18 protein-coding genes are annotated in these 24,327 nt (G+C 75.9%); 3 read left to right on the top strand and 15 right to left on the bottom strand.

The annotated features are described in order from the left end of the window. Window positions 1-45: 45 nt before the first annotated feature. From ACFW6B_RS15860 to ACFW6B_RS15795, 14 genes are all read right to left on the bottom strand, one after another. Window positions 46-1,278 carry a helix-turn-helix domain-containing protein gene (locus ACFW6B_RS15860; RefSeq protein ID WP_386596185.1) on the bottom strand — a complete coding sequence of 411 codons (1,233 nt, stop codon included), beginning with the start codon at window positions 1,276-1,278 and terminating at the stop codon, window positions 46-48. Between the two features lie 519 nt (window positions 1,279-1,797). Beyond that, window positions 1,798-4,029, bottom strand: coding sequence for a condensation domain-containing protein (locus ACFW6B_RS15855; protein ID WP_386596183.1), 2,232 nt, complete (start codon window positions 4,027-4,029; stop codon window positions 1,798-1,800). 424 nt (window positions 4,030-4,453) lie between these two features. After that, window positions 4,454-4,813: a hypothetical protein gene (locus tag ACFW6B_RS15850; RefSeq protein ID WP_386596181.1), complete on the bottom strand. Its 360-nt coding sequence runs from the start codon at window positions 4,811-4,813 to the stop codon at window positions 4,454-4,456. A gap of 362 nt (window positions 4,814-5,175) precedes the next feature. Beyond that, window positions 5,176-5,997: a BTAD domain-containing putative transcriptional regulator gene (locus tag ACFW6B_RS15845; RefSeq protein WP_386596179.1), complete on the bottom strand. Its 822-nt coding sequence runs from the start codon at window positions 5,995-5,997 to the stop codon at window positions 5,176-5,178. 231 nt (window positions 5,998-6,228) lie between these two features. After that, a complete protein-coding gene (locus ACFW6B_RS15840) occupies window positions 6,229-7,113 on the bottom strand; it encodes a 4'-phosphopantetheinyl transferase family protein (protein ID WP_386596177.1) in 885 nt (294 codons plus the stop codon). 116 nt (window positions 7,114-7,229) lie between these two features. Continuing rightward, the gene (locus ACFW6B_RS15835; RefSeq protein ID WP_386596174.1) at window positions 7,230-8,030 is read right to left on the bottom strand and encodes a phosphopantetheine-binding protein; all 801 of its coding nucleotides are present in this window, start codon (window positions 8,028-8,030) and stop codon (window positions 7,230-7,232) included. Window positions 8,031-8,210: 180 nt separating this feature from the next. Continuing rightward, window positions 8,211-9,071, bottom strand: a complete 861-nt coding sequence (locus ACFW6B_RS15830) for a BTAD domain-containing putative transcriptional regulator (protein ID WP_386596172.1) — start codon at window positions 9,069-9,071, stop codon at window positions 8,211-8,213. Window positions 9,072-9,399: 328 nt separating this feature from the next. Next, on the bottom strand, window positions 9,400-9,600 hold the full coding sequence (locus tag ACFW6B_RS15825; RefSeq protein WP_386596170.1) for an acyl-CoA carboxylase epsilon subunit: 201 nt from the start codon (window positions 9,598-9,600) through the stop codon (window positions 9,400-9,402). 104 nt (window positions 9,601-9,704) lie between these two features. After that, the gene (locus tag ACFW6B_RS15820) at window positions 9,705-11,822 is read right to left on the bottom strand and encodes a condensation domain-containing protein (protein ID WP_386596168.1); all 2,118 of its coding nucleotides are present in this window, start codon (window positions 11,820-11,822) and stop codon (window positions 9,705-9,707) included. A gap of 121 nt (window positions 11,823-11,943) precedes the next feature. After that, the gene (locus tag ACFW6B_RS15815; protein ID WP_386596167.1) at window positions 11,944-12,861 is read right to left on the bottom strand and encodes a 4'-phosphopantetheinyl transferase family protein; all 918 of its coding nucleotides are present in this window, start codon (window positions 12,859-12,861) and stop codon (window positions 11,944-11,946) included. Beyond that, window positions 12,855-14,162 (bottom strand): hypothetical protein, encoded by a 1,308-nt coding sequence (locus ACFW6B_RS15810; RefSeq protein WP_386596165.1) that lies wholly within the window; start codon window positions 14,160-14,162, stop codon window positions 12,855-12,857. The genes ACFW6B_RS15815 and ACFW6B_RS15810 overlap by 7 nt, the downstream gene beginning before the upstream one ends. A 56-nt stretch (window positions 14,163-14,218) precedes the next feature. Further along, window positions 14,219-15,205: an SRPBCC family protein gene (locus tag ACFW6B_RS15805; RefSeq protein WP_386596163.1), complete on the bottom strand. Its 987-nt coding sequence runs from the start codon at window positions 15,203-15,205 to the stop codon at window positions 14,219-14,221. 88 nt (window positions 15,206-15,293) lie between these two features. Then, on the bottom strand, window positions 15,294-16,130 hold the full coding sequence (locus ACFW6B_RS15800) for a BTAD domain-containing putative transcriptional regulator (protein ID WP_386596161.1): 837 nt from the start codon (window positions 16,128-16,130) through the stop codon (window positions 15,294-15,296). A 310-nt stretch (window positions 16,131-16,440) separates the two neighbouring features. Next, window positions 16,441-17,079, bottom strand: coding sequence for a ScbR family autoregulator-binding transcription factor (locus ACFW6B_RS15795; protein WP_386596159.1), 639 nt, complete (start codon window positions 17,077-17,079; stop codon window positions 16,441-16,443). 878 nt (window positions 17,080-17,957) lie between these two features. Here ACFW6B_RS15795 and ACFW6B_RS15790 point away from each other — a divergent pair. Then, the gene (locus ACFW6B_RS15790; protein ID WP_386596156.1) at window positions 17,958-18,920 is read left to right on the top strand and encodes a ScbA/BarX family gamma-butyrolactone biosynthesis protein; all 963 of its coding nucleotides are present in this window, start codon (window positions 17,958-17,960) and stop codon (window positions 18,918-18,920) included. Window positions 18,921-18,966: 46 nt separating this feature from the next. On the opposite strand, the gene ACFW6B_RS15785 is transcribed toward ACFW6B_RS15790, so the two are convergent. Then, on the bottom strand, window positions 18,967-19,683 hold the full coding sequence (locus tag ACFW6B_RS15785; protein ID WP_386596153.1) for a ScbR family autoregulator-binding transcription factor: 717 nt from the start codon (window positions 19,681-19,683) through the stop codon (window positions 18,967-18,969). Window positions 19,684-19,829: 146 nt separating this feature from the next. Here ACFW6B_RS15785 and ACFW6B_RS15780 point away from each other — a divergent pair, with 146 nt between their 5' ends. Beyond that, a complete protein-coding gene (locus ACFW6B_RS15780; protein ID WP_386596151.1) occupies window positions 19,830-20,807 on the top strand; it encodes an NAD-dependent epimerase/dehydratase family protein in 978 nt (325 codons plus the stop codon). A gap of 2,461 nt (window positions 20,808-23,268) precedes the next feature. Next, entirely contained in the window at window positions 23,269-24,324 is a 1,056-nt protein-coding gene (locus tag ACFW6B_RS15775; protein WP_386596149.1) for a ScbA/BarX family gamma-butyrolactone biosynthesis protein, read from the top strand. Window positions 24,325-24,327 lie beyond the last annotated feature (3 nt).

Below are 24,327 nucleotides of genomic sequence, written 5' to 3'. Positions count from 1 at the left end.
CGGGCCGGCCGGGGGCGGTCACCTGCCGGGGGCCGGCCGGGGCGGTCATGTGCCGGGGGCGGTGGGGGGCGGGGTGGCGGATTCGGCCAGGGATTCGGCGAGGACGCGCCAGATGTCCGCGGCCAGGTCGATGTTGGCGCCGGCCTGGGCCTGTTCGGCCAGGTCCCGCAGTCCCTGGATGCCGCCCAGGTCGCCGGAGCGGATGCGCAGCTGGTTGCGGAGGATGTCCAGGCGTACCCGGTCGCGGTAGCTCATCCTCAGTTCCATCCCGGCGAGTTCGCCGAGCAGGTCGCGGGCCTCGTCGTAGCGGGCGCGGAAGAAGGCGACGTCCGCCTTGAGCGCGAGCAGGTCCTGGCGCAGGCCGGGGGTGCCGACGAAGGCGAGGGCGGGCTCGGCGGCGGTCAGGCACCGCTCGGCGGCCCGGGGGTCGGGGGGCTGCTTTTGCAGGTAGAGCCGGCTGGCGGTGAACCGCAGGCGCAGCCACAGGACGAGGTCCTCGCGGCTGCTGAACTTCTCCAGCGCCTCCTCCAGATGGGCCTGGGCGGCGGTGTGGTCGCCCTGGCGCAGGCGCACCACCGCGGCGGTCCACATGGCCTCCGCCCACAGGGCGTCGCAGCGGCCGGCGACGATCTCGGCCAGTTCGTCGGTGTGGGCCCCCGCGTCCGGCATCCGGCCCGCCTCGGCCTCCACCGAGATCAGGGCGAGCAGTACCGTGGCGCGGTCCTCCACGTCGAGGCCGTCCTCGCGGGCGAGGCGGTGGGCGGTGGTCGCGGCGTCGAGGGCGGCGGGGATCTCGCCCAGCGCGCGCAGGCAGCGGGCCAGGCGGGTCAGGCCGCGGACCCGCAGGGCGGTCAGGGCGACCGCGTCGCCGAGCCGTACCAGTTCCTCCAGGTACGCGCGTTCGCCGTCGTGGTCGCCCTGGAGCCTTCGCTGTCCGGCGAGCTGCCACAGTGCCTGCCAGCGCAGCACCGGTGCCTCGTGTCCTTCGGCGGCCAGGGCCTCGCGCAGTGTTTCCAGTGCTCTCTCGGAGCCGGTGGAGGAGACCAGCGACAGGGCGTGGGCCAGGGAGCCGCCGGCGGGTTCCTCGAAGTCGGCCGCGTCCAGGCCGAGGCGCTGGGCGAGGTAGGCGACGGCCCGCTCGGTGGGCTGGCGTGCGCCGGACTCCAGGCGGGAGAGGTACCCGGTGGACATGCCGTCCCCGGCCAGGGCGGTCTGGGACAGGTCGCGGGCCTGTCGCAGTTTGCGAAGACGACGGCCGAAGGCGGGCTGACGCAGCATGTGACCATTCCCGGGGACGGACGGGCAGAAAGGGGCGTCCCGTGGGGCGGGAGGGGGCGCGTGTGCCGCCGGGAGCCTCGACCGAGCGTAGGGGCCCGGGCAAGGGCCGGGCAATGTTTTGCCAGATGCCCTGCCTCGGAATTCGTGCGGATCTCAGGAGTTCGTCCGGTGCTTCTCGAGTGGTTCTTGAGCGGTTGCAGGCAATGTCTCAAGTGCCGGGGGCCGCTGCCTGCGCACGGCCCGCCCTCGCTCACGGGAGCCGTCCTCGTCCGCGCCCACGGAGGAATGATGAAACACACGGTTCCTGCCCGCCGTGTTGCCCGCCGCCCCGTCCGCCGGGGCCCGGCCGGCCGGCCGGTGCCGGTGCGTGACGTCCTGGGTGACGACGACATCAACTGGCCCTAGAAGCGGGCCTTGCGGGCCTTGCGGGCCTTGCGGGCCTTGCGGGCCTTGCGGGCCTTGCGGGCCTTGCCCGTGGTGGTGCGGGCGCCCCCGGGTGCGCCCGCCCGGGGCGGTGGTTCAGGGGCGGGCGGCCACGGCGCTCGCCCGCTGCAGGGCGCCGGCCAGGCTCCGGGGCCCGCCCGGGTCGTCGCCGGTGCCGGCGATCACGACCAGGGGCGGCCGCGCTCCTTGTCCGGTGACCTGGCGGGCCAGTTCGCAGGCCAGGGCGCCCGTGCCGGAGTACCCGCCGATGACCAGCCGGCCGCTGGAGCGGGCGAGGCGGGCCAGGCGGCGGGCGTGGGCGGGCAGGAGGCCGGCGCTCAGGCGCAGCGCGGTCAGGGCCTCCGGTCCCCGGTAGTGCCGTACCAGCTCCCGGTGTCCGGTGGGCGGGGTGCCGGGGACGTCGAGCAGGCAGACGGTGGCCGCCGCGGGTGTCGGCGTGCCGCGCAGCAGCACCAGGGGGGCCGGGTCCACGGCGGGGGGACCGTCGGGGACCGGGGGTGTGGGGGTGGCCGGCATCCGGGCCAGCACGTCGGCGACGGTGGTGGTCCGGCCCGCCGTGGCGGGCAGCAGGCGCAGCAGCCGTACGGTGTGTGCCAGCAGGGTGCGGGCGGTGGCCTCCTCGACGAGGCCGCGGTCGTAGGCGCAGGTCAGAACGAGGGCGCGGTGGGTGTCGTGGCCGGCGCGCAGGCGCAGGGAGTGTCCGGCGGGTGCCCCGGCCGCTTCCTGTTCCTCCAGCCGTATGCCGTGCGCGGCGAGTTCGCCGCCGTGGGCGCCTTCGGGGCGCGGGCCGCAGTCGAAGGCGAGCAGCCCGCCGGCCCGCGTCCCGGCGCCGCCGGACGTGCCGGTGGTGGTCCATTCGTAGGCGGACAGGTCCATCACCAGGTCGCGCAGGGTGCGCAGCAGGCGGGGCAGTTCCATGGCGGGGTCGATGGTCAGGGCCAGGGGCAGCGCGTTCTCGAACGGCCCGGGGACGCCCTCGATGCCTTCCAGGAGCAGCCCGCGGCCGGGAAAGTCCACGCCGAAACCCACGATCGCGGGCCCGGGAGCGGAAGCGGGTGTGGAGGCGGGTGGGGGCGGGGTGTGGCGGGCGCGGTACTGGAGCAGCGCCCACACCGCCTGGAGGACGCTGCTCTCCGCGACGCCCCAGCGTGCCGCCCAGTGGGCCAGGTGGGTGCTGCGGGCCGGGGACAGCGCGGCGCGGATCACGCCGGTGCCGCCGCCCGCGGGCAGGGGCGCAAAGGGCGGGAGCAGCGCGGGCGGGGGCATCGCGGGCGGCGGTAGGGCCGGCCGGGGCGCTGGGGACGGGGCCGCAGTCGGCGGGGGCACGGCGGACGGGGCCGCGGCGGGCGGGGACGCCGGCAGCCGGGGCGCTGGGGGCCGGGGTGCTGGGGGCTGGTGGGCGGGGGTGTGCCAGAAGTCGTGGGCCGGTCCGGGGCGGTGGCGGTTGTGGGCGGCGAGCCGGCGGGCGCAGTCGCCGAGGTCGGGACGGCGCTCGCCGCCGGGCAGTGTCCCGCCGGCGAGGTAGGCGCGGCAGCACTCGCGCATCAGCAGCCGCGCGCTCCAGCCGTCCAGCAGGGCACGGTGATAGGTCAGGAGGATGTCGGTGAAGGGTGCCGCGGCCTCGTGGGGGCCGCCGTCCAGCAGCGTCAGGCGCACCGCTGCCGGGCGGCGCAGGTCGAAGGGGCGGGCCCGCTCCCGCTCCAGGAGCGCCGCGCGGGTGGCCGAAGTGGTGTGCGGGTGGTGGACGAGGTTCGTGGCGGCGCGGTCGAAGACGGCCGCCCGCGGCCGCGGGTCCCACACGAAGGCGGTGCGCAGCACGCTCTCGCGTTCGCCGACGGCGTGCCAGGCCGCCGTGAAACGCGCGGTGTCCAGCGGCCCGTGCCAGCGCCACAGGACCTGCTCGGCCTGGTGGCCGGGCCAGGCCAGGGTGTCGGCGAGCCGCTGCCGCTGCCGGGGGGTGACCGGTTCGGTGCGCGGCAGCGTGCGGCAGTACGGGCCCGCCTGGCCGGCGGCCGGATCGGCCGCGGGGCGGGGCTCGGGGAGGGCGGTGAGCAGGTCGGCGAGCAGGCCGAGGGCGGCCGGCGTAGGGGCCGCGGGGCCGCCGGAGAGTTCGAGGGTGTGCAGGCGGTCCGTGTGCCGCACCAGCCGCAGTCCCGAGTGCCGGGCCCCGGGGCGGATCTCCGCGGCGCGGTGCAGGGCCTGGTGGAAGACGGTGTCGTCCACCGTTCCGTGCAGCCGCACGGTGCCGTGCTCCCCCTGTTCGGGGTCGATCACCGCGCACACGGCGGCGGGCCGGTCACCGTTCATCGCCTCCCCCTCCCGGACACCCCCGTACGAAACGAGCGGCTCCCCCGGCTCGGCCCGGGGAGCCCGCGTGCGGGCCCCGGCGGGCCGGCACGCGTGTGCGGGGCCGGGGCCGGGGCTCAGCCTCTTCACGTTAGCCGCGCGGTGTCGGGGCCGTCCGTTTTCTCCAGCGCTCCCCGAACGGTCCTCGATCGCCGGCGCGCCGCCGGCGAGGAGGACGGCCTGCCGGGAACCGGCCGGACGGTGCTCCCGGACGTCCCTGGCCGGACCTCTCCCCCTCCCCCTCCCCCTTCTCCCCTGGGGGGCCTGCTGCCCGTCGCCGCGGCGGGCCTTGGGGGCGTGGGCGTTTCGCCGCGCGCCCGGCCCAGGGCCACGGCGGCACGGCCGTACCCGCGGTGCGGGCCCCGCGGTGCGGGCCGGGGCCGTGTCAGTTCGCCGTGGTCCTGGGCACGAGCACGTCATGGCACTGCTCGACCCGGCCCGCGGCGCCGAAGCGCAGCTCGGCGACCAGCGACCAGGCCATCCCCTGGGCACGGGCGGTGGCGCGCAGGGCGACGACGTCGTTGTCGGCGACGACGTTGTCGACCGTCAGCTCCAGCCCCTCGGGCAGTGCCTGCCCGCCCGGTGGGGCGGTGTGCGCCCAGTGGCGGGTGAGGTGGTTGACCTCGCCCCGGTTGCCCGCCGCGACCAGCGCGAGGACGAGTTCCCTGTTGCGCTCGCGCAGGCCGCGCGCGGCGAGGAGTTCGTGCAGCGTCCCGCTGAGGGGCTCGGTCAGCGTCAGCGCCATGACAGCAGGCCCTTCCTGATGGTCCGTCACCTGAGTCCCCGGCCCGCGGGGCCAGGGACGCGGTCCGTCATCCGTCATCCGTGCGGCCGCACGGCCGCGGACGTACAGTGTGGCCGTCCGCGCCGGAGCGGGGGCGGAGGACGGGTGGAGCCCGGTGCGGCGCGAGGACGCGGCCGGAGGCGGCGGCGGTCGGCCGCGGGTGATCCGGCCGTCTCGGCGGGCGCCGGGCGCTGTCGCCGGCGGACCGTGTCCGCGGCGGGTGCCGGCCGGCCCGGCGGGTGCCACGGGGCGGGCGGCCGGGCCGGCCGGCGCTCGGGCCGCCGGGCGAAGGACTTGGCGGCGGGGCCGGGCGGCCCCGTCGCTCACGCCGCGAACAGGTCGAAGGTCGAGCCGTGGCGCGGTCCCGCCAGCATGTCCAGCTGCGGGTCCACGGCCAGCATGGCCTGGTGCATGCGCTGCAGCTGCGGGGAGGGCTCCACGCCCAGCTCGTCGATGAGGCGGATGCGCAGCCTGCGGTAGACCTCCAGGGCGGTGGCCTGCCGGCCCGAGCGGTACATCGCCACCATGACCTGGGAGTGCAGGCCCTCGTGGTGGGGGTGGCGGGCGGTCAGCTCGGTCAGTTCGGCGATCAGCTGCGTGTGGCGGCCCAGCCGCAGGTCGGCGTCGATGCGCCGCTCCACGGTGACCAGTCTGCTCTCCTGCAGCCGCATCACCTCGATCTCCAGGACGGGACCGAGTCTCACGTCGACCAGCGGTGCGCCGGTCCACAGGTCCAGTGCCGCGCGGAAGCGGGCCGCGGCCACCTCGTCGTCCCCTTCCACGAACGCCGTCTGGCCCTGGCGGGTCAGTTCCTCGTAGGTGTGCACGTCGACGCAGCTCTTGTCGATCTGCAGCAGGTATCCGCCGTGCCGGGTGGCCAGGACGTCCTTGGCGCCGGCCGGTGTGCCCGTGCCCATGGCCGTGCCCAGCCGCCTGCGCAGCTGGAGTATGTATGTCTGAAGGGTCGTCAGTGCGCTGGCCGGGGGCTCGGTTCCCCAGAGTTCCTCCATGAGCGTGGGAACGGGCATGACCCGTCCCGGGTACAGCGCCAGCAGCGACAGGATCTGCCGCGGCTTGCCGGCCGTCGGAACGATTGATCCCCCGTTGACCTCGGCACTCAACGGCCCCAGAACCTGAATCTCCATGGTGGCCTCCCCACCTCGTCGAGTTCCTTGTGTCCAGTTCCTTGTTCGTGGCCGGAAATCTCCGCCGCAGGGCACGCTAGCCGTGTCCGTGCCCCCCGAGCGTTTTCCTGTAGCGGTCCTCCAGCGGTGCTCCACGTGGGGTGTTGCGCCGGCCGCGCGCCGGGCCGCGGCGCCGGCGTCCTCGCCGGGCACCGGCGCGGGAAGGGGGGTGCGAAAGGGGCGGTGGCCGGGTCAGAGCGGTGCGGGAAGTGCCGTGCGGGCGGGGTCGTGCGGTGCGGGGCGGGGCGGGCCCACGGGCTCGGGCAGGGCGATGGTGTGCGGGGCGGCCCGGTGCCAGGGGAATCCCTGGTGCAGTTCCAGGTGCGGGGCGCCGCCGTCGTCCGCGGGGACGGCCACCGCGGCCAGCACGCCGGGCACCGGTTCCAGTTCGATGAACCGCCAGCGTCCGGCCGTGTCGTCCGCGGGCGGCTGGAAGGCCAGGACGCTGCGGTCGTCGTCCAGGGTGAAGGCGAACTCGTCGAAGGGCAGCCCGAGGCCCAGTCCGCGGGCCTTGGAGTAGGCCTCCTTCAGGGTCCACAGCCTGAGCACCCGGCGGTCGCGCCGCGGTCCGGGGGGTGCCTGTGCGGCCCAGTGCTGTTCCTGGGGGGTGAAGGTGGTCAGGATGGTCTCCAGGGCGCCGCTCTCGCGGTCCAGGCATTCGACGTCGACGCCGATGCGCTGGGTGCGGACGATGCCGAGCAGGCTGTAGCCGCCGGCGTGGGAGAGGTTGAAGTCGAGGTGGCCGCCGCCGCGGGGCAGGCCGCCGGGCAGCGGCTGCAGGAAGGGCCGCCCGCGCGAGGAGCGCCAGATGACCAGTTCGGCCTCGGCGAGGCCGGCCTCGAGCGCCAGTGCGCGGCGCACCAGGGTGTGGGCGACGAGGTACTGGCGGCGGTCGCGTTCGAACAGGAACCGGGCGGCGGTCTGGTTCTCGCGGTCGTCGAGCCAGTGCGCGGCCAGGATGCCGGCGACGGGGGGCGGGAGGGCGTCGTTGGGGCACAGCCACAGCTTCACCGGGGGCACCGTCTCGTGGTGCGGGGCGGGCCCGGTGCCGGGTGGCTGCGGTGCGGTGATGGTCATGGTGTCGTCTCGTCCGTCTCGGTTCGCCCCGTGGCCAGGGGCAGCGAGGTGGCGGCGCGGGGCCGGGCGGGCTGAAGAAGGATCAGAAGGCCGGTGGCGGTGCGGCGGGGTCCCGGTCAGGCCGGACCGTCGGTCAGGAGCGCGGCGGCCTCGTCGACGCCGATCCGCTCGCCGCGTACCGCGTCCAGGAGCGCGAGGACCTCTTCCGGGGACAGCGCGGGCCGCCGGTGCGCGCCGGTCGGGCCGGCGGGCCGCGGCGCGGGCGGCGGGGTGCGGCGGGCGTTTGCCGCGGGGGCCGGCGCAAGGGCCGCGGGGGCCGGGGCCGCGGGGACGGGCGCGGCGGGGGCGGCGGGCAGGGGCGCGGCGGGGGCGGTGGGGGTGTTCTGGGTGCGGGAGGCGATGTAGGCGGCCATCGCGGCGAGGCCGGGGTGCTCGTGGACGGTGACGGGGCGTTCGCTCAGGCCGTAGGCGCGGTTGACGCCGTCGGCGAAACCGGCCGCCAGGATGGAGTCGATGCCCAGCTCCGCGAAGGCGGCGCCGTCGTCGATCTCCCACGGGTCGCAGTGCAGGATGTCGGCGAGCTGGTGGCGCAGCGCCTCGAGCACCGCGGCCGCGGCACCGCCGTCCTGGGGGGCGGGGGTCTGCCGGCCGCCGCCGCCCGCGGCGGCCAGGTGGCGGGCCAGCAGGGCGGGGGTGGCGTGGGTGTAGAGGTCCGCGGGGGCGATGCGGACGCCGAGGCGCCGGTCGATGGCCGAGACGAACTCGACGGTGAGCAGGGAGTCCAGGCCCAGGACGGGGAAGGGCTGTTCGGGGTCGACCCGGTCGGGGTCGGCGTGCACGACATCGGCCAGCACGGCCGTGAGTTCGGCGAGGATGTCTCGGGGGCCGTCGAAGGATGCTGTCGGCTCGCTGGTCATCAGGTCGTCCCTTTCGTGGATACCCGGCGTGCGGACCGGGGCGGAGATACCTCCCGCTCGCGGGGGAGAGAAACGGGGCTCCTGCGGAGCAGGACGGGCAGGACGGGCCTGGTCGCCCGCGCCGCCGCCGAAGCCGCCGCAGCGGCGGGCAGCGGGCCACAGGGCCGAAGCGGCGGCCCGCTACCTGCTGCCGGTCCGGGGTCCGGCGTTTGGGTGGTGCACGGCGCGGGCGGCGCGGGCCGGGCCGGTCTCGGGTTCGGCCGTCAGGATCAGGTGCTGGAGCCGGCGCAGCTGTGCGGAGGGTTCCAGGCCCAGGTCCCGGCCCAGGGTGGTGCGCAGGTGCGTGTAGGCGTTGAGTGCCTCGCCGCGCCGCCCGGAGCGGTGCAGGGCGATCATGAACTGGGCGTGCAGGTTCTCGTGGGTGCGGTAGTGGCTGGTGAGGACCGTGAGTTCGGCGAGGACCTCGCGGTGCCGGCCGAGCCGCAGGTCCGCCTCGATGCGCTGGTGCAGGGCGCACAGCCGGCTCTCCTCCAGGCGCCGTGCCTCCGTGGCGAGCCGGGTCCCGCACTGCACGTCCGCGAAGGCCGGTCCCGACCACAGGTCCAGGGCGGTGCCCAGGGTGCGGGAGGCGGCCGCGAAGTCACCGGCGTCCATGGCCCGGTAGCCCGTTCCCGCCAGCCGCTCGAAGTCCCGCAGGTCGCTGGGGCCGCCGCCCGAGGAGAGCACGTAGCCGCCCGGCAGGGTGAGCAGCACGTCCTTGGCGGTGCGGGGTCCGGGCCCGGCGCCCGGGTGCCGTGCGGCGCGGTGGGCCAGGGCCGCGGCGATGAGTTCGCGCAGCTGCAGCACGTAGGTCTGCAGGGTGGTGCGCGCGCTGCGCGGCGGCCGGCCCGACCACAGTTCCTCGACGAGCGAGCCGACCGGCACCACCCGGTCGGCGTGCAGCGCCAGCAGCGCCAGCAGCTGGCGGGGCTTGGGCGCCGTGGGGGTGATGGACACCCCGTTCTCCCTCACGTCCAGTGCACCCAGTACGTCGATGTCCACGCCGTCTCCTCAGTCCACGTGTGCTCCTGGCACTTCACGAGTTAAAAACAGCGCGCGCGGTATGTCAATATGAAACCGAGCGTCCTGCTTTTCTCATCCTCGAGCGGGAGCGCGACAGGCCTCGAAGGTGACCGTCCGCCTGCCGGTTTCCTTGCCCTGTGGCCGCCCTGACGGCCCGTCCGCCCTCCGTGGAGGGCGGAACGCCGCTTTGGCGCGGGGAGCGGGCACCCGCGAGGGAACCGACCGCCGCCCCTTGATGACCCCTTCAAACAGACCTCTCGGTCTTGTTTTTGGGTTGCCGAGGGGGCGGGAGGGCGGTGTTCGCCGCTCACCGCCGGCCGTGTGGTCCCTGGGGCTCCCCCGGCCGCTGCCACCAGCGCGGTACGGCCGTACGCCGTGGCCGTACGACGCCGGCCGCGCTCCGGCCCCGGCGGGCCAGCAGCACGAGGACGAGCGCGGCCAGTTCTTCCTGGCTCGCCGTGCCGCGCTCGACCCGCAGAACCGGTTCCGCGCGGTGGGTGCCGCCCATGGCGCCTCCTTCGTTCCGATCACGCTCGGCCATGGCGCTCAAGGGGTGCTCTCGGCCCGCTGGAGGAGAGGCGGCCGGGCACCGGCGCAGGGCGCGGTGGCCGGTCAGACGCCGGGTGCCCGCACCGCTCGCAGGGCACGGGACAACGCCCTCGCGCTCTGGGCGTCACCGCCGGTCCCGGTCATGACCACGGCCGGGGCGGCGCCCGTGCGTGCCGCCGCACGACGGGCGATCTCATGGGCGGCCGGGGCGGCCGGGCCGGCCCCGCACAGGATCAGCCGCCGCCCGCCGTCGAGCAGTTCACGCCTGAAGCCGGGCGGCACCTGCCGGTCCGTCGTCCTGAGCAGCACCATGCGTTCGGGTCCCTCGTGCCCGTGCGCGAACATGTCGTACGCCCCGGGGGTGACGCCGGGGACCTGGACCAGGCACACCAGGTCCGCCCCGTCCCGCCCGGGGCGCAGGACGGTGAGCGCCGGGGCGGGTCCGGGGGGCGGGGGCGGTGCCACGGCGGGCACCTCGAAGGAGTCCAGCAGGCCCAGGGCGTCGCCGACGCTGAGGGCCTGCCCCGGGTGCCCGGGCAGGGTGCGCAGCAGGTGCAGGCACTGGGCGAGGAGGCCGAAGACGGCGGTGCCGGTGAACCTGGCCCGGTCGTGGAGGGCGCTGAGCGCGAGGGCGCCGCCGTCGTCGCAGTGCGCGCTCAGGGTGAGGGGCGGACTCGTGTCACCTCCGGCACCGTGCGGCTCACCCGCCCCGATGCCCTGCGCCGCCAGTTCGGCCCGCAGGCTCTCGGGCAGCCGGGGGTGGCGGTCGAAGCGGACGGCGGTCTCGGTGGGGGCCGGCGGGCCGGCCCCTGCGCTCCCTTCGCGGATCCGCCCGCCGCAGGCCCAGGCGTGGGGGGTCAGGTCCAGGACGGCGTCGCGTGCCTGCAGCAGCAGCCGGTCCAGCGGTGCGGCGGGGTCCACGGTGAGCGTCACCGGCAGCGGGCCGCCCAGCAGTCCGGGCAGGTCGGCCGCGGCCCGCAGCGCCATGTCCCGCCCCGACACGTGCACGCCGAAGGCCACCGGCAGCCGTCCGCCCGTCCCGGCCGCCCGGTACAGCAGCAGGGCCCACACCGCGTGCAGGACGCTGCTCTCCCCCACCCCCCGGGCCGCGGCCCAGCAGCGCAGCCGGGAGGTGCGGGCGGGGCCCAGACGGGCCCGGACCCTGCCCGCTCCCCTGGCGGTGCGCGCCGCCCCGCCGGGGCGGCCCGGGCTGAGGGCGGCGCCGGCGGGCGGTGCGGCGAGAGCCCAGTACGCCCGGGCCGCGGCGGCGTCCTGGCGCTCCAGCCAGTGGGCGTAGTCCCGGATGTCGGGCCGCCGGTCCCCGCCCGGCAGCACACCGCCGGCCAGGTAGGCGCGGTAGAACTGCCGTGCCAGCAGACGCGCCCCGCGCTCGTCGAGCAGCGCCCGGTGGTAGGTCATCAGCACCCGGGCGGGCGGACGGCGAACGCCGCCCCGCCCCGGTGTCCCCTCGACCAGGCAGACGCGCAGCAGGCCGGGCCGGTAGGGCTCGAAGCCGCGGGCCCGCTCCCGGCGGAGCAGCCCGCTCCAGTCCGCGCCGGCGGGAGTGCGGCGTACGACCTCCACCACCGCGTGGTCGTGGAGCACCAGGCGGGCGGCGCCGGAGGGGTCGAGGCACGCGCGCAGCACCGCCTCCCGCTCGGCCAGGGACTGCCAGGCGGCGGCGAAGCGGCCGAAGTCCACCGGGCCCGTCCAGTCCCAGAAGATCTGCTCCACATACCGGCCGGGTCCCTCGCGCCCGCTCACCGCCGCCCCGAGCAGCGCCCGCTGGTGCCCGCTCACCGCGATCGCGGCCGTCGCGGGCGGCGCCAGCAGATCGGCCAGCAGGTCCTCGCCGGGCAGGGCGCCCTCGCCGGCCGGGGTGCGGGGGGTGAGGCGCAGCAGATGCCGGCCAGGACGCCCGGCACCCGCGGCACCGGCGTCCGCCGTGGCACCGGTGCCCGCGGCGCCGGCGGTGTCGGCGTCCACGGCGCCTGCGTCTGCGTCTGCGGCCAGTTCGACGTCGTAGGCGCGGTGGTGCTGGGCGATGCGGGCGGCGACCGCCTCGGCGTGCGTGCGGGAGAGTCCGCACAGCTCGAAGACGAGCGGTGAGCGGGCCCGTGTGCCGGGCGGTTCGTGCACCACGGCGAATACGGCGCCGTCGGGCCGGTGCTGACTGCTCATGCGCTGCCCAAGGTGCCCGGCACCTGTGCCCCCGCAGCCGTGTCCAACACCCGGCCTCCTTTTCGAATCGTTTCTGCACGGTTCTTCCGGCCGCGCCCGCAGTGCCGGCGAACGCGTTCGCTCACCGCGGTCCGGGATCCCGGCGCCTGCCGGGGAATTCGATGACCCGGGCGGTGTGCGGCGGCTGCACCGGCCCGTCCGCGGGGGGCGGGAGCGGTGACGGGACCGGTGACGGGGCCGGTGACGGGGCCGGTGTGCCCTGCGGCACGGCCGGCGCGGCGTCCTGCCGGTGCGCCTGGCTCACCAGGAAGCGTCCCTGGACGAGATGGGTGACGAAGGACCACTGCCCGCGGGGGTGCCCGGCGAGCCGGACACCTCCCGCCTCGTCCCGCTCGAAGCCGACCGCCGAGAACCTGCGCCGCATCCCGTGGCCGAGCGCCTTGGTGTAGGCCTCCTTCAGCGTCCACAGCCGCAGGAGCCCTTCGGTGCGCTCCCGCTCGGGCAGGGCCGCGAGCTGTTCGGCCTCCCGGGCGGTGCACACGTGCTCGCGCATCGCCTCGAAGGAGATCCGGCGCCCGGCGGGCTCGGCGTCCACCCCGATGGGCCCGGTGCGGCTGACCCCGGCCACGATCAGCTCGTCGGTGTGGCTGAGGCTGATCCGCAGGTCCGCGCCGAGCCCGCGCAGCACGGGCCGCCCGCCGGGCAGGGCGGCCAGGTCCAGCCGCTGGGCGGGGACGCCGAGGGCCGCCGCGGCCGTGTGCTTGAGCACCGCCCGGGACACGGCGATGCCCAGCCGGCCCTCGGGGGAGGGGTGCTGCCGGTAGCGGGGCCAGTCGCGGCCCAGCAGGGTGCGCAGCGCGGGATCGAGCAGGACCGGGGTCAGCCACTGGCCCCAGGTGGTGTGCACCACCGCCCGGCCCGTGCTCTCGATCCGCTCCTGGACCTGCTCCCAGGGGCCGTCCGGGCCGGGGACGTGGCACGGCGGCAGGAACGGGTCCGCCGGCACGCGGCCGTGTGCCGTGCCCGTCCCGCTCACCACGACAGCCCCGTCGCGTACAGGTCGCAGTCCACCGCGTCCGCCGCGCGCCGGGCCAGTTCGTCCCACACGCCCGGCTGCGCGTCGGGCATGTGGTCGGGCAGCGCCGCCCCGAGCCGCCCGGTGATCCTGGCGAGCGCCAGCAGCGCCCAGCCGGCCTCGCCGAGGAAGGGCAGGCGCGATGCGGCCGCCGCTTCTTGCACGCCCGTCGTCGCGGCGGCCAGCAGCAGCAGGGCCCGGCGGTCCGCCAGCGCACGCGCCGCGGGGTCGGCGGGCTCGTGCGCGGCGGCGGCCGCGCAGGCCACGCGCAGCGCCCGCTGCTCGGCGGCCAGTCTGCGCCCGAGCCGGGCGAGCGCCGCGGTGCCGTCTTCGCCGTCCCCGGCCCGCGGTGCCACGGCGGGACCGGCGAAGGCCGCGGGGCCGGCGGGGCCGGCGGTGGTCCAGAACAGTGCCGTGCACCGGGTGACGTCGTCCGGCCACGAGCCGCCCGCCGTGTCCAGTGCCCGCACGAGGCGGGTCTGGGCGGCACCGGCGGCCCTCTGGTCGCCCCCGACCAGGGACCGGTCCCGCAGGATCCTGGCCAGGGTGTGCCGTTCGGGGGTGTCGCCGCCGAAACCGCATTCCTCCAGTACCAGTTCGAGATCGTTCAGCAGGTCGCCGGCCAGCTGGGGCACGAGGTAGCCCGCCGCGGCGGCAAGCAGTTCCCCGGGCTGCGGGGGCGGGCCCCCGGCGTGTGTGCCGGGGCCGTCCGCCGACGTCCTCGGGTCCTTGGGGCAGGAGCTCAGGGCCACCGCCGTCAGGCTCTCGCAGGCCAGCAGGTCCGCGAAGACCGAGGCCAGGACCGGCCGCCACTGCCCGGCGGCGGGTTCGTGACGGCTCAGGCCGTCCACCACGCGGGTCACGGCGCGCAGGAGAGCGCCCACCCCCGCCAGCAGCGCCGCCGGGCCGAGCAGGGCGGCCGCCGGGTGCGGCACCGGTGCGCTCGGCAGCGGGCGCAGGATCCAGGCGTGGGCGAGGGCGAGATCCCGGCGAAAGAGCGGGCGCAGGGCGCGGGCGAGCCGGCCGGCGTCCGCCAGGTCCCCGGCGCCGGGCAGGCCGGCGGGCGGGGCGGGCAGGGCGCCTGGCGCCGCGGCCCACACCGCCGGGCGGCCGTAGGGGTTGGCGGGCTCGCGGGGGTCACCGAGCAGCGCTTCGAGGTGCGCCGCGTGCTGTGCCGCGTCCCGGGGCGGCGGGGTGCGGTGGCGGGGTGCGGTGCGGGTCGCCGGGGGCCGCCCGGCGGCCCGGTGCGGCCAGGTGGGGGCCATCGCGGGTCTCCTCGTCGTCGTGGTGCCGGCCGCCGCGGAGCTCTTGCCGGGCGTTCTCATCGCAGCCGGCGCACGGCGCTTTCGGCGTGCCACCGCGCCAGGTCCAGGATCTCGGTGCTTGAGCGGCCCAGCTGCTCGCGCACGTGCCGGCGGGCGTCCACGAGACGGGCGCCCGCGCCCAGGACGGCCTCCACCGCGCTCTCCTCGATCATCACCTGGTGGGCGCGGACCACCAGCACCCCGTTCTCGTCGGGCTCCAGGTACCACTCCCCGCAGTGCGCGGCCAGGGGCTGCGGCACCGCGGTCTGCTTGTGGACGATCCGTCCGGCGGCCGGGAAGCACAGCCGCACCGCCCGGGACACGGACGTGCGCCCCGTGTCCGGGGCGCAGGTGTGCACGATCGCCTCCTGCACGCCCGGCTGGTGCTCGGTGGCCTCGGCGTGTTCGACGTGGGGGACCAGGCCGGCCCAGTCCTCGATGCGGTAGAGGAAGTCGTAGGCGAGTTCGGGGGGGCCGGCGACGTAGGCGCTGTCCTCGAAGGACAGCAGCAGTTCGTCCAGCCGGTCCCAGCGTTCGGCCGCCTCGCGCAGCGCGGCCAGTTCGGCCCGCACCTCCTCGTGCAGGGTCTCGGGCCCCTGGCCGGAAACGGGCGGGCGGTCTTGCCGCAGGGTCAGCAGGCACCGGCCCGCGCCGTCGGGCTCCACGCTCCAGGTGCCGCACGCCGGGCCCAAAAAAGCCGGGGCATCGCCTCGGGTGCCGGACGCCGGTGCCCCGGGCGGCGGGGCGTCCTGCCGCCAAAACTCGATGCGGCGCTCGCCCGCCCGCAGCACCCGGCGGACGAGGCGGGAGCGCACCCGGCCATGCCCGAGGTCCCACAGGCGCAGGTTCTCCTCGGTGCCGTCAAAGTCGATGCGTTCGACGTGGACGCAGGAGGGCAGCAGGAGCGGCCAGCGGGGGGCGTCGGCGAGCAGGCCGTAGACGACACCGGCGGGTGCGGCGACCTCGACGGTGTGCCGGGCGCGGTGCGCTGGCTGCGACGACATGCTGGGCCCCTCCTCCCGGTGTGATCAACGCTGCACGGCGGAACCTGGACGGTGCTCGATTCCCGCTGGAGGGCGGCGGGAGAGGGGGTCAGGCCACCGGGAGGGCGGGGATTGCCGGGCGCACGGGCGGGGCGCCGGGGTTCGAGGCCAGGATGGAGCGCTGCAGCTTGCCCAGCGCCGGGGAGGGTTCAAGACCCATGGTGCGCACCAGGGTGGAGCGCAGCCGCCGGTAGGCCTCCAGCGCCTCGCCGCGGCGCCCGGAGCGGTAGAGCGCCAGCATGAACTGGCCGCACAGGCTCTCGTGCGTGGGGTACTGGTTGACCAGCACGGTCAGTTCGGCCAGCAGCTCACGGTGCCGGCCCAGCCGCAGGTCCGCCTCCACCCGCTGGTCCAGGGCGCACAGCCGGCTCTCCTCCAGCCGCCTCACCTCGGTTTGCAGGTGGAAGCCGGTGTGGACGTCGGCGAGCGCGGGGCCGGTCCACAGGTCGAGCGCCTGGCGCAGCAGGCGGGCGGCCTGGGGGTGGTCCTCGGCGTCCATGGCCCGGTACCCGACGCCGGCGAGCCTCTCGAACTCCCTGACGTCGCTGGTGCCGCCGTCGGCCTTGAGCAGATAGCCGCCGGGGACGGTCAGCAGCAGGTCCTTGGCCGTGCGGCGGGGCCCGGGAGCGGTCCGCGTGCCGCCGGGGCCGCCGTCCAGGGCGGCGGTGATCAGTTCACGCAGCTGCAGGATGTAGGTCTGCAAGGTGGCGCGGGCGCTGCGCGGGGGCGTGGCCCCCCATAACTCCTCGGTCAGGACGCCCACCGGGACCACCTGGCCCGCGCGCAGCGCCAGCAGGGCGAGCACCTGGCGCGGCTTGGGCGCCGTCGGCGTGATGGACCCGCCGTCGTGCCGTACGGCGAGTGCGCCCAGTACATCGATGTCCACGCCGTCTCCCCCTGCTCCCGGTGCGGTGTCCGGCTTTGACCAGTAAAAAACAGCACGCACAGTCTGTCAATATCAAACCGCTTGAGCTGTTTTATTTTCCTCCGCCGGTCCGGCGCCCGGAGCGAACCCGGCTCCGGCCGGCCGTCCGGGCGGGAGAGGCGGCCGGACTTTTGCCCCCCCGGCCGGGGAGAACGGCCCGGCTTCCGCCCGGGGCGCCGCGGCGAAAGGGCCGCCCCGGGCGGCAGAACCCCGGGGGGGCTTCCGCCGGGAGCCACCCGGTCGGGGCCCGCCGGCAGACCGCTTGTGCTGTTTATGTGCGGCCGGGCGCGGCGGCCGGTGTGCCGGCGGACACCAGCCGGCCGAAACCGTCGGCCGCCGCCAGCCGGGGCAGCAGCAGGTCCCAGAACTGCACGATGGTGTCCGGGGACGTCCACGTCCGGTCGTCCGCGCCGAGCAGTTCGAAGCCCACCGTCGCCGCCACCACGGTGACCGACACGTCGGCCGCGGACACGCCCTCGGCGAGCTCCCCCTCGCGCTCCGCGTCCCTGAGCACCTCCTCGACCCAGCCCTGCCACTGTCCGCGCAGGTCCACGGCGCCGTCCCGGCGCGGCAGGCCGCCCGCCAGCTCGAAGCCGGCCCGGACCACGACGTCCCGGTCCAGCCGCCCCATCAGGGCGTGGGTGGCGTCGATGAGCCGCTGCAGCGGATTGGGCGCGCCGCCCGCGGCCGGGGCGGCGATGGCGCGCACCACGGCGGCCGCCTCGTCCTCCACGGCGCGGGCCAGGGCCTGCTTGCTCTCGAAGTGGAAGTGCAGCGCGCCGTTGCTCACCCCGGCCCTCCTGCTGATGGAGTTGAGCGACGCCAGAACGAAACCGTCCTGGGCGAACACCTCGGCGGCCGCTTGCACCAAAGCCTGCCGCGTGCGCGCGGCACGCTCCTGCTTCACCATGACGGTTCTCCTGACTGGGGCGGGCCGATGACGCCACCGGCCCGCCCCCGGGCTCGTTCCCTATACGGCGGCTTGCTGTGTGCGGGCACCGGGCCCTTGGCCGGGCGGCGAAACGGCACGCCCGGCGCGGGGCACCGCGGAAAACGGCCGGCCCCCGGGCACCCGCCGGCGTTTGGCGCCGGACGCCGGCGGCGGGGCCCCTCGGGCCGCGCCCGCGAAAACGGGGAGCGGACGACACCGGCGCCGCCCGAAGCGCCCGCGGCGCCCTGCCTCCCGGCCCGCGCCCCCGCGCCGCCCGGGCCGGCGGCACCCGCCGCGGCACCCGCACCCGGCCGCCCGGCCCCGCGGGCACACCGGCCGGCCCCGGGCGAAGGCCCCCGGACCCCGCCCGGCGCGGCCCCGCGCCCGCACCGGCCGGCACCGGCCCGGCCGGTGCCGGGGCAGCCGCCGTCGCCATCGCCACGCCCCTTCCCGGGACAGGGCCCAGAACACCCGGCCCAGCCCACGACGAACATCGTAACAAACCGCTTAGGCGGTTTATGTAAAGATCCATGAAGGTCCCGGCACCGGACCGGCGGCGCGGGCGGTGCGGGCATCCGCCCTCCCGGCTCCGGGCCGGGGACGGGAGGGCGGCCGGGCCACCCCGGAACGGCGGCAAAACGCCCGGGAATACGGGGCGAACCGGGCACCGGGCACCCCGCCGGAGGGCCCGGGGGTGCGGGGCCGGGGCGGCCGCGCCGCGCCCCGGAAGGAGGGACTCCCCTTGCCGTCCGGGCCGGTTGCCGCATTCCTTCTAGAAATTAAACCGGGTGGTATGTATCTTTGCGGTGCCGGGGAGCTCCCCCCGGCACCAGGCCAACATGGCTCAGGGGGAGACCATGTCTGTGAGCACACTGCACGCCGGTCACGCGATACCCGGCGCGACGAGCGCGACGAGCACGCCCGCCGGGGCGGGGGCCCTGCTCCCGCGGCCTCTGACCACCACCGTTCCGAAGGAACTGGTCCACCGCGCGAGCCTGGCCGAGGTGATGCTCACCGGCTGGGAGCCGGCGGGCGGGCACCGCTTCGCCGTGAGCGCCCAGTGGCCCCGCGGGCACCGTCTCTTCGCCGCGGACGGCCGCTACCACCCGCTCATCGCCGCCGAGACGATCCGTCAGGCCGGGATCCTGCTGGCCCACACCGAGTACGGCGTCCCGCTCGACCGGCAGCTGCTGGTGAGGGATCTTCGCGTGCACGTCCGCCCGGAGCACCTGGGCATCGGCTGGACGCCCGCCACGCTCGAACTGCGCGTCGACGCCACGCCGGTGGCGCGGCACGGCAGCACCCCGGCGGGGCTCCGCGTCGAGGTGGAGATCCACCGCGAGGGCCGCCCGGCGGCGACCGGCGGGGCCACGCTCGCCTGGGCCGCCCCGCCGGCGCACCCGCCCCTGCCGCCCGGGCGGGGCCGGCCCCGGGTCATCGCGCTGACCGCCCCCGTCCCCCCGCACAGCGCCGGACGCCTCTCGCCCGCGGACGTCGTCCTGTCCGCCACCGGGCAGGAGGACCGGTGGCGGCTGCGCGTGGACATCGAACACCCCGCCTTCTTCGACCGCCCCGTCGGCCACGTGCCGGCCATGATGCTGCTCGAGGCCGTCTGCCAGAGCACGGCCGCGCTGCTGGGGCGCCCCTGCGTGCCGCTGGGCATCACGACCGAGTTCCTCCGGGAGACCGCACTGAGCAGCCACTGCGTGATCGAGGCGTGCCGCGTCCCCGGCACCGGCGCCGCGGAGTCGGTGCTCGTCAGCGGCCACCAGGACGCAAAGCCGGTCTTCCGCTCCACGGTGAGCGTGGCCGCCCGGTGAACGCGCGGCGCGGCCGCCGGGCGGGCGGCCCGGCCCGGCGGCCCGCTCAGCCCGCCGCCGCCGGCTCCCCGGCCACCGGCTCGCCGTCCGGCCCGTCCGCGGGCCCCTCGGCCAGGGCCTGCCGTTCCCGTTCCCGGCTCCTGGCGCCCAGTTCCGCCGCCCGCTCGGTGGTGTTCTCCAGGCTCGCCAGGACACCCGGGACCGCGATGCCGGGCAGCAGGTGCCCGAAGAGCGACACCACCCGCGCCTCGAGGTCCTCCCGCTGCGACAGGATGTGCGAATAGACCTGCACGCCGGTCCAGGCCGCCGCGAACAGCCAGGCGGTCTCCGAGGGCACCACGTGCGGGAGGAGCTCGCCCTGCTTCTTGGCCTCGGTCAGCAGATAGTTGGTGGCATCGATCCACTGGGTGAGGGCCGCGGTGCCGAACTGGGCCCGCACGTCCTGCTCCAGGCTCAGCCTCGCCACCGCGCTCACCAGCGGGTCCCTGCGCATGTGATAGGCCACCGTGAGACCGGTGTCCACCAGTTCCTGCAGCTTGGAGGCGCTCGGCTCCACCGAGACCAGGCTGAACTGCTGACTGAGCACACCCTCGGCCAGGGCGGCCTTGGACGGGAAATGGAAGTAGAGCGCCCCCTTGGTCACCCCGGCCCTGGAGAGGATCTCGCCGATGGTGGCGCGCTCGTATCCGTACTCGTCGAAGACCGAGGCGGCCGCCGTCACGATCGCCACCCTCGTCCGGATCGCGCGCTCCTGCCGCGCCATGAAGGCCTCCCTGGTTGTCGCTGGGTACGGCACCAGGTGCCCGCTCACTACCAGAACAAAACCAGGTAGTCCGTATTTTCACAAGCCGATGACGACGCACTCCCGTTTTTCCGGCGCCCCGCGCCCGGCATCCCAAGGAGCCGCACATGTTGAAAAACGTACTGGTCACCGGGGCAAGAGGCTTCATCGGACGCCATGTGGTCCGCGCCCTGCTGACAAAACCGCCCGCGCGGGTTCGGCTGATGCACCGCGGCCCCTACGCTCCCCCCGCGCGAAAGGGCACCGAGACCGTGCGCGCGGACCTCACCGACCCCGCCTCGCTGAAGGACCTGTGCAAGGACATCGACGCCCTCGTGCACTGCGCCTGCCTCGTGGAGGGCGACGAACAGGATCTGCACCGGGTCAACGACCTGGGCACCCGGGCCCTGGTCGAGGAGGCGCTGCGCCACCGGGTGCGCCGCATCGTGTACGTCAGCACCGCCGCCGTCTACGGACGCGGCCCCTTCCGCGACGCCGCACCCGCCCGCCTGGCACAGGCCCCCGCCTCCGCCGCCAGCCGCACCCGCGCACGAGCCGAGCACCACGTCCTGGCCGCCGGCGGCACGGTACTGCGCCCGCACCTCGTCTACGGCACCGGCGACCGGTGGATGCTTCCCGGACTGGCCTCGCTCCTGCGCTTCCTGGGCGCGGGCGTGGCGTGCCCCTCGGTGCACTCCGCCGTCGACGTGGGCGCACTGGCCCAGGCCGCCGCCGCGGCCGCCCTCGAAGAACACCGCCTGCCACCGGTCCTCCACGTCAACCACCCCCGCCCGGTACCCGCCTCGGCCCTGATCGGCCTCGTGACACGGCACCTGGACCTGCCCCCGGGCGAACTGCTGCCACTGGAGCGGGCCCGGCAACTGGCCGACCGCTCCCCCACCGCCCGGCACCACCTCGAGATGCTCGCCACCGACCACTGGTTCAGCAGCGCCCGCACCTGGCGGGAACTGGACCGCGACCCCGGCCCGGCCCCCGCCCAGGGCCTCACCGCCCACCTGCACTGGTACCGCCCGCTGCTGCGCAGCACCACCACAACCCGCCCCCGGCCCACCACACAGCCGGCACCCACCACCCCACGGACATGACGACACCCCCGGCCCCCGACAGCACACCCGCCCGAGAACAACGGCACACCCCCCGCACACCACCCCACCGGACAGACACGGCCCAAAACAGCAAAAAACCCCCGGCCCCGGCCCCGACACCCACCCACCCACCCGCCGCAAAACGGCGCCCGGCACCCCCTCGGAACACCCCCGCCCGAAGAGCCCAGGACCCGGGAACCGGACCCAGAAACCGAAGGCGCCGGGACCGGGGACCGGACGCCGGGACCGGACGCCGGGGCCGGACGCCGGGCGGGGACCGGACCGGATGCCAGGGACCGGATACCGGGTGCCGGGACCGGATGCCAGGAACCGGACCGGATGCCAGGAACCGGACCGGATGCCGGGGCGGGTGCCGGGGGCCGGGGCGGGGCGGGTGCCGGGGGCCGGGGCGGGTGCCGGGGGCCGGGGGCCGGGAGCCCCCCTCCCGGGCGCACCCGGGTTCTGGACCGCTACGGCGAGAAAACGTGCCGGGCACCGCGACGGACAGACACCACCCGGTGCGGCACCCGGCAAAAACCGCCCCGCCCTCCCCGCAGGACACGCAACAACAACCACCCCGGCCCCCCGGCCCCTTGGGCAGAAGACACACACCGCGCTGCCGGCCCGCCCGGGCACACCCGGGACAAGGACGGCCCCCGCCGCCCCCCTGCCGCCCCCGCCGCCCCCGCCGCCCCGCGTCCGGCACCGCGCGGCCCCGCGTCCAGCACCGTGCGCCGCCTCTTGTGACACCACGGGGCCCAGAGCCCCTCAGGAATGCGCCAGGACCACAGCCAACGGCCGCTGCCCCGCCACGGCAAAAGGCCCGAGCAGCACGGGCAGTCCACGGTGCCCCCCGGAGACGAACGACTCCAGCGGACACAGGCTCTGCACCGGCACGGCAAGGGCCACCACGGGAAACCCCGCGAACAGAGCACTCGGCGCGAACACCGCCCCCAGCCGCGCCGGCGGGGCACCGAGACAAAAATGCGGTCCGCCACCGAAGAAAAGACCCTCCCGGCAGCCCGCACCGATGCCCCCGAACAGGCCGGCCCGCACACCACACACCACACACCACGCACCACGCACCACACACCACGCACCACACACCACGCACCACGCACCACGCACCACGCACCACGCACCACGCACCAAAGGATCACGCACCAAAGGATCACGCCCCGCGGCGATGCAGGAGATGACCGCCGGATCCCCTCCCCCTCCCCGGGGGCCACCGCCCCGCCGGCCCCCACCGCACAACGCAAGATCCCGTTCGCGCCAAGGGCCTGCACCCGCCAGGTCTCCCCCACCCCGCCCCGCCCCGCCCGCGGGAGCGCGAGCCGCCCGGGACGGGCCGGCAGCAGGGCGACCGCGTCGTCCAGCGGGTCCACCGTGCTCTCGCCGCCCGCCGTGCACAGCAGGACGAGACCCTCCAGCAGCCCCTTCTCCCCCAGCCGGGCACCGCCCCCGTCCCGCAGCGCGATCAGCACGCCGGCCGGCTCCCCGGCAAGAACCCCACACCCAGGGGCGAGCAGCCCGTTCATCATCGGGCACAGACCCGCACCGCCCCGCCGGGCCTCCTCCGGCAAGGCGGAGGAGGCCCGAAAGAAACCCGCGACGGCCCGGCCCGGCCGGCCCCGGCACCCCCCGGGGACACCGAACCGGCCCGGACCGGCCCGGACCGGCCCGGACCGGCCCGGCGGGCACCCGCGCGGGCAGCGAAGCGGCGAACTCCCGCCGCACCCCCACCAAACGACCCCACACCATCCAACCGGCCCGGCAGACCCCGCGCGATCCGCCCGGCACCGGCCCGGCCGGACAACACCGCCAGCGGTGAACACGGCCGCGACCAGCCCGCCCAGACGCCCGCGGCCCTCCCCGCAGACAATGACCACCCTCCGCACCGGCACCCGGACCGCCCGCGGCCACTCCCGCACGACCACCCCGCCACCACACCGGCCGGCACCGCCAGACCTCCCCGCAGACCCGCAAACCGGCCGCCAGCCCCCGATCCCGCAGACCCGCAAACCGGCCGCCAGCCCCGATCCCGCACCGACCCGTCACCGCCCGCACCCGCCCCCCGGCAGGACCACCCGGGCCGCCGGCCCGTGCTCCCCGACCCGGACGGCCCCACCGCGCAGACCCCCTCCCGGGAAAACGAACCTGCACGGGCACCGCCGCCGGCCGGGCACCAGCCCCCGGCGGGAAGACCGGCCCGCCCCCGGACCCCCACGATCAGCAAAACCGTACGCGCGGTATGCCCAGACGAAAATCCTGCGGACCCGCACCGAGGGAATCACCCCGTAACGGAAGACTTGCCACCGCTTACCCCCGGCCCCGGCACCCGGACCGCGGCCCCGGCATACGGAATCAGGCTTGAAAACAAAACCGGTTAGTCCGTATCTTATGAGGCCTGTCAGTTCTTCCCATCTGCCCGACCAGCATGGAGAGAGGCGGAGAGCGCGTGACCGCTCTGACGACCCGCACGACAGCACCCGCCACCGCATCCCCCCCACCCGCGGCACCCCCCGCACCCGGCCCGGACCACCCCGACCACCCGCACGGCCCGGCCGGACAGACCGGCCTGCAGGCGATGCCCCGGCTGACCACCACCGTCCCGCGCCAGTACGTGCACCGCGCCTGCCACGCGGAGGTCTTCCTGACCGGATGCGAGAAAACCGGCGACGACCGCTACACCCTCACCGGCGAATGGCCGCGCATGCACTCCTTCTTCACCAGCACCGACGGCCGCCGCCACGAGATCCTGCAGGCCGCCGAGACCATCCGCCAGACCGGGCTCTTCCTCGCCCACGCCGAGTACGACGTCCCCCTGGACCACCACTTCCTGCTCTCACACCTGCACGTGAACACCCACACCGAGAACATGCTCATCCAGCACGGCCCCAGCGAACTCACCCTGACCGCCACCTGCACCGACACCGTCCGCAAAGGCCGACGGCTCGCCCAGTTCACCATGCACATCACCATCGAACGCAACGGCCGCCCCTGCGCCACCGGCGGCGGCCGCTTCACCTGCATCTCCCCCGCCGCCTACCACCGCATACGCGGCACCACCCCCACCCCCACCCCCCACACCCGCACCCACCCCCACCACACCCTGCCCCCCACAACCGTCGGCAAGAACACCCCCACCGACGTCGTCCTCGCCACCGACCCCACCACCCACCACCCCGGCCACTGGCTCCTGGACCCCGACCCCCGCCACCCCACCCTCTTCGACCACACCGGCGACCACTACCCCGGCATGGTCCTCCTCGAAGCAGCCCACCAGGCCACCACCGCCCTCACCACCCCCACCCACCCCACCCACACATCCATCAACGCACACTTCCACCACTACGCAGAACTCACCACCCCCCTCCACATCCACGCCACCCCCCACCCCCACGCCACCCCCCACACCACCACCCACACCACCACCCACACCACCACCCACATCACCGGCCACCAACAGAACAACACCATCTTCACCGCCACCATCACCACCACACCCCAATAACCC

It is taken from the genome of Streptomyces sp. NPDC058751 (genome assembly GCF_042746485.1).
Classification (GTDB): Bacteria; Actinomycetota; Actinomycetes; order Streptomycetales; family Streptomycetaceae; genus Streptomyces.
Note: the sequence above shows the minus strand (reverse complement) of the source record. Positions and strands in the feature narration are given on the sequence as shown.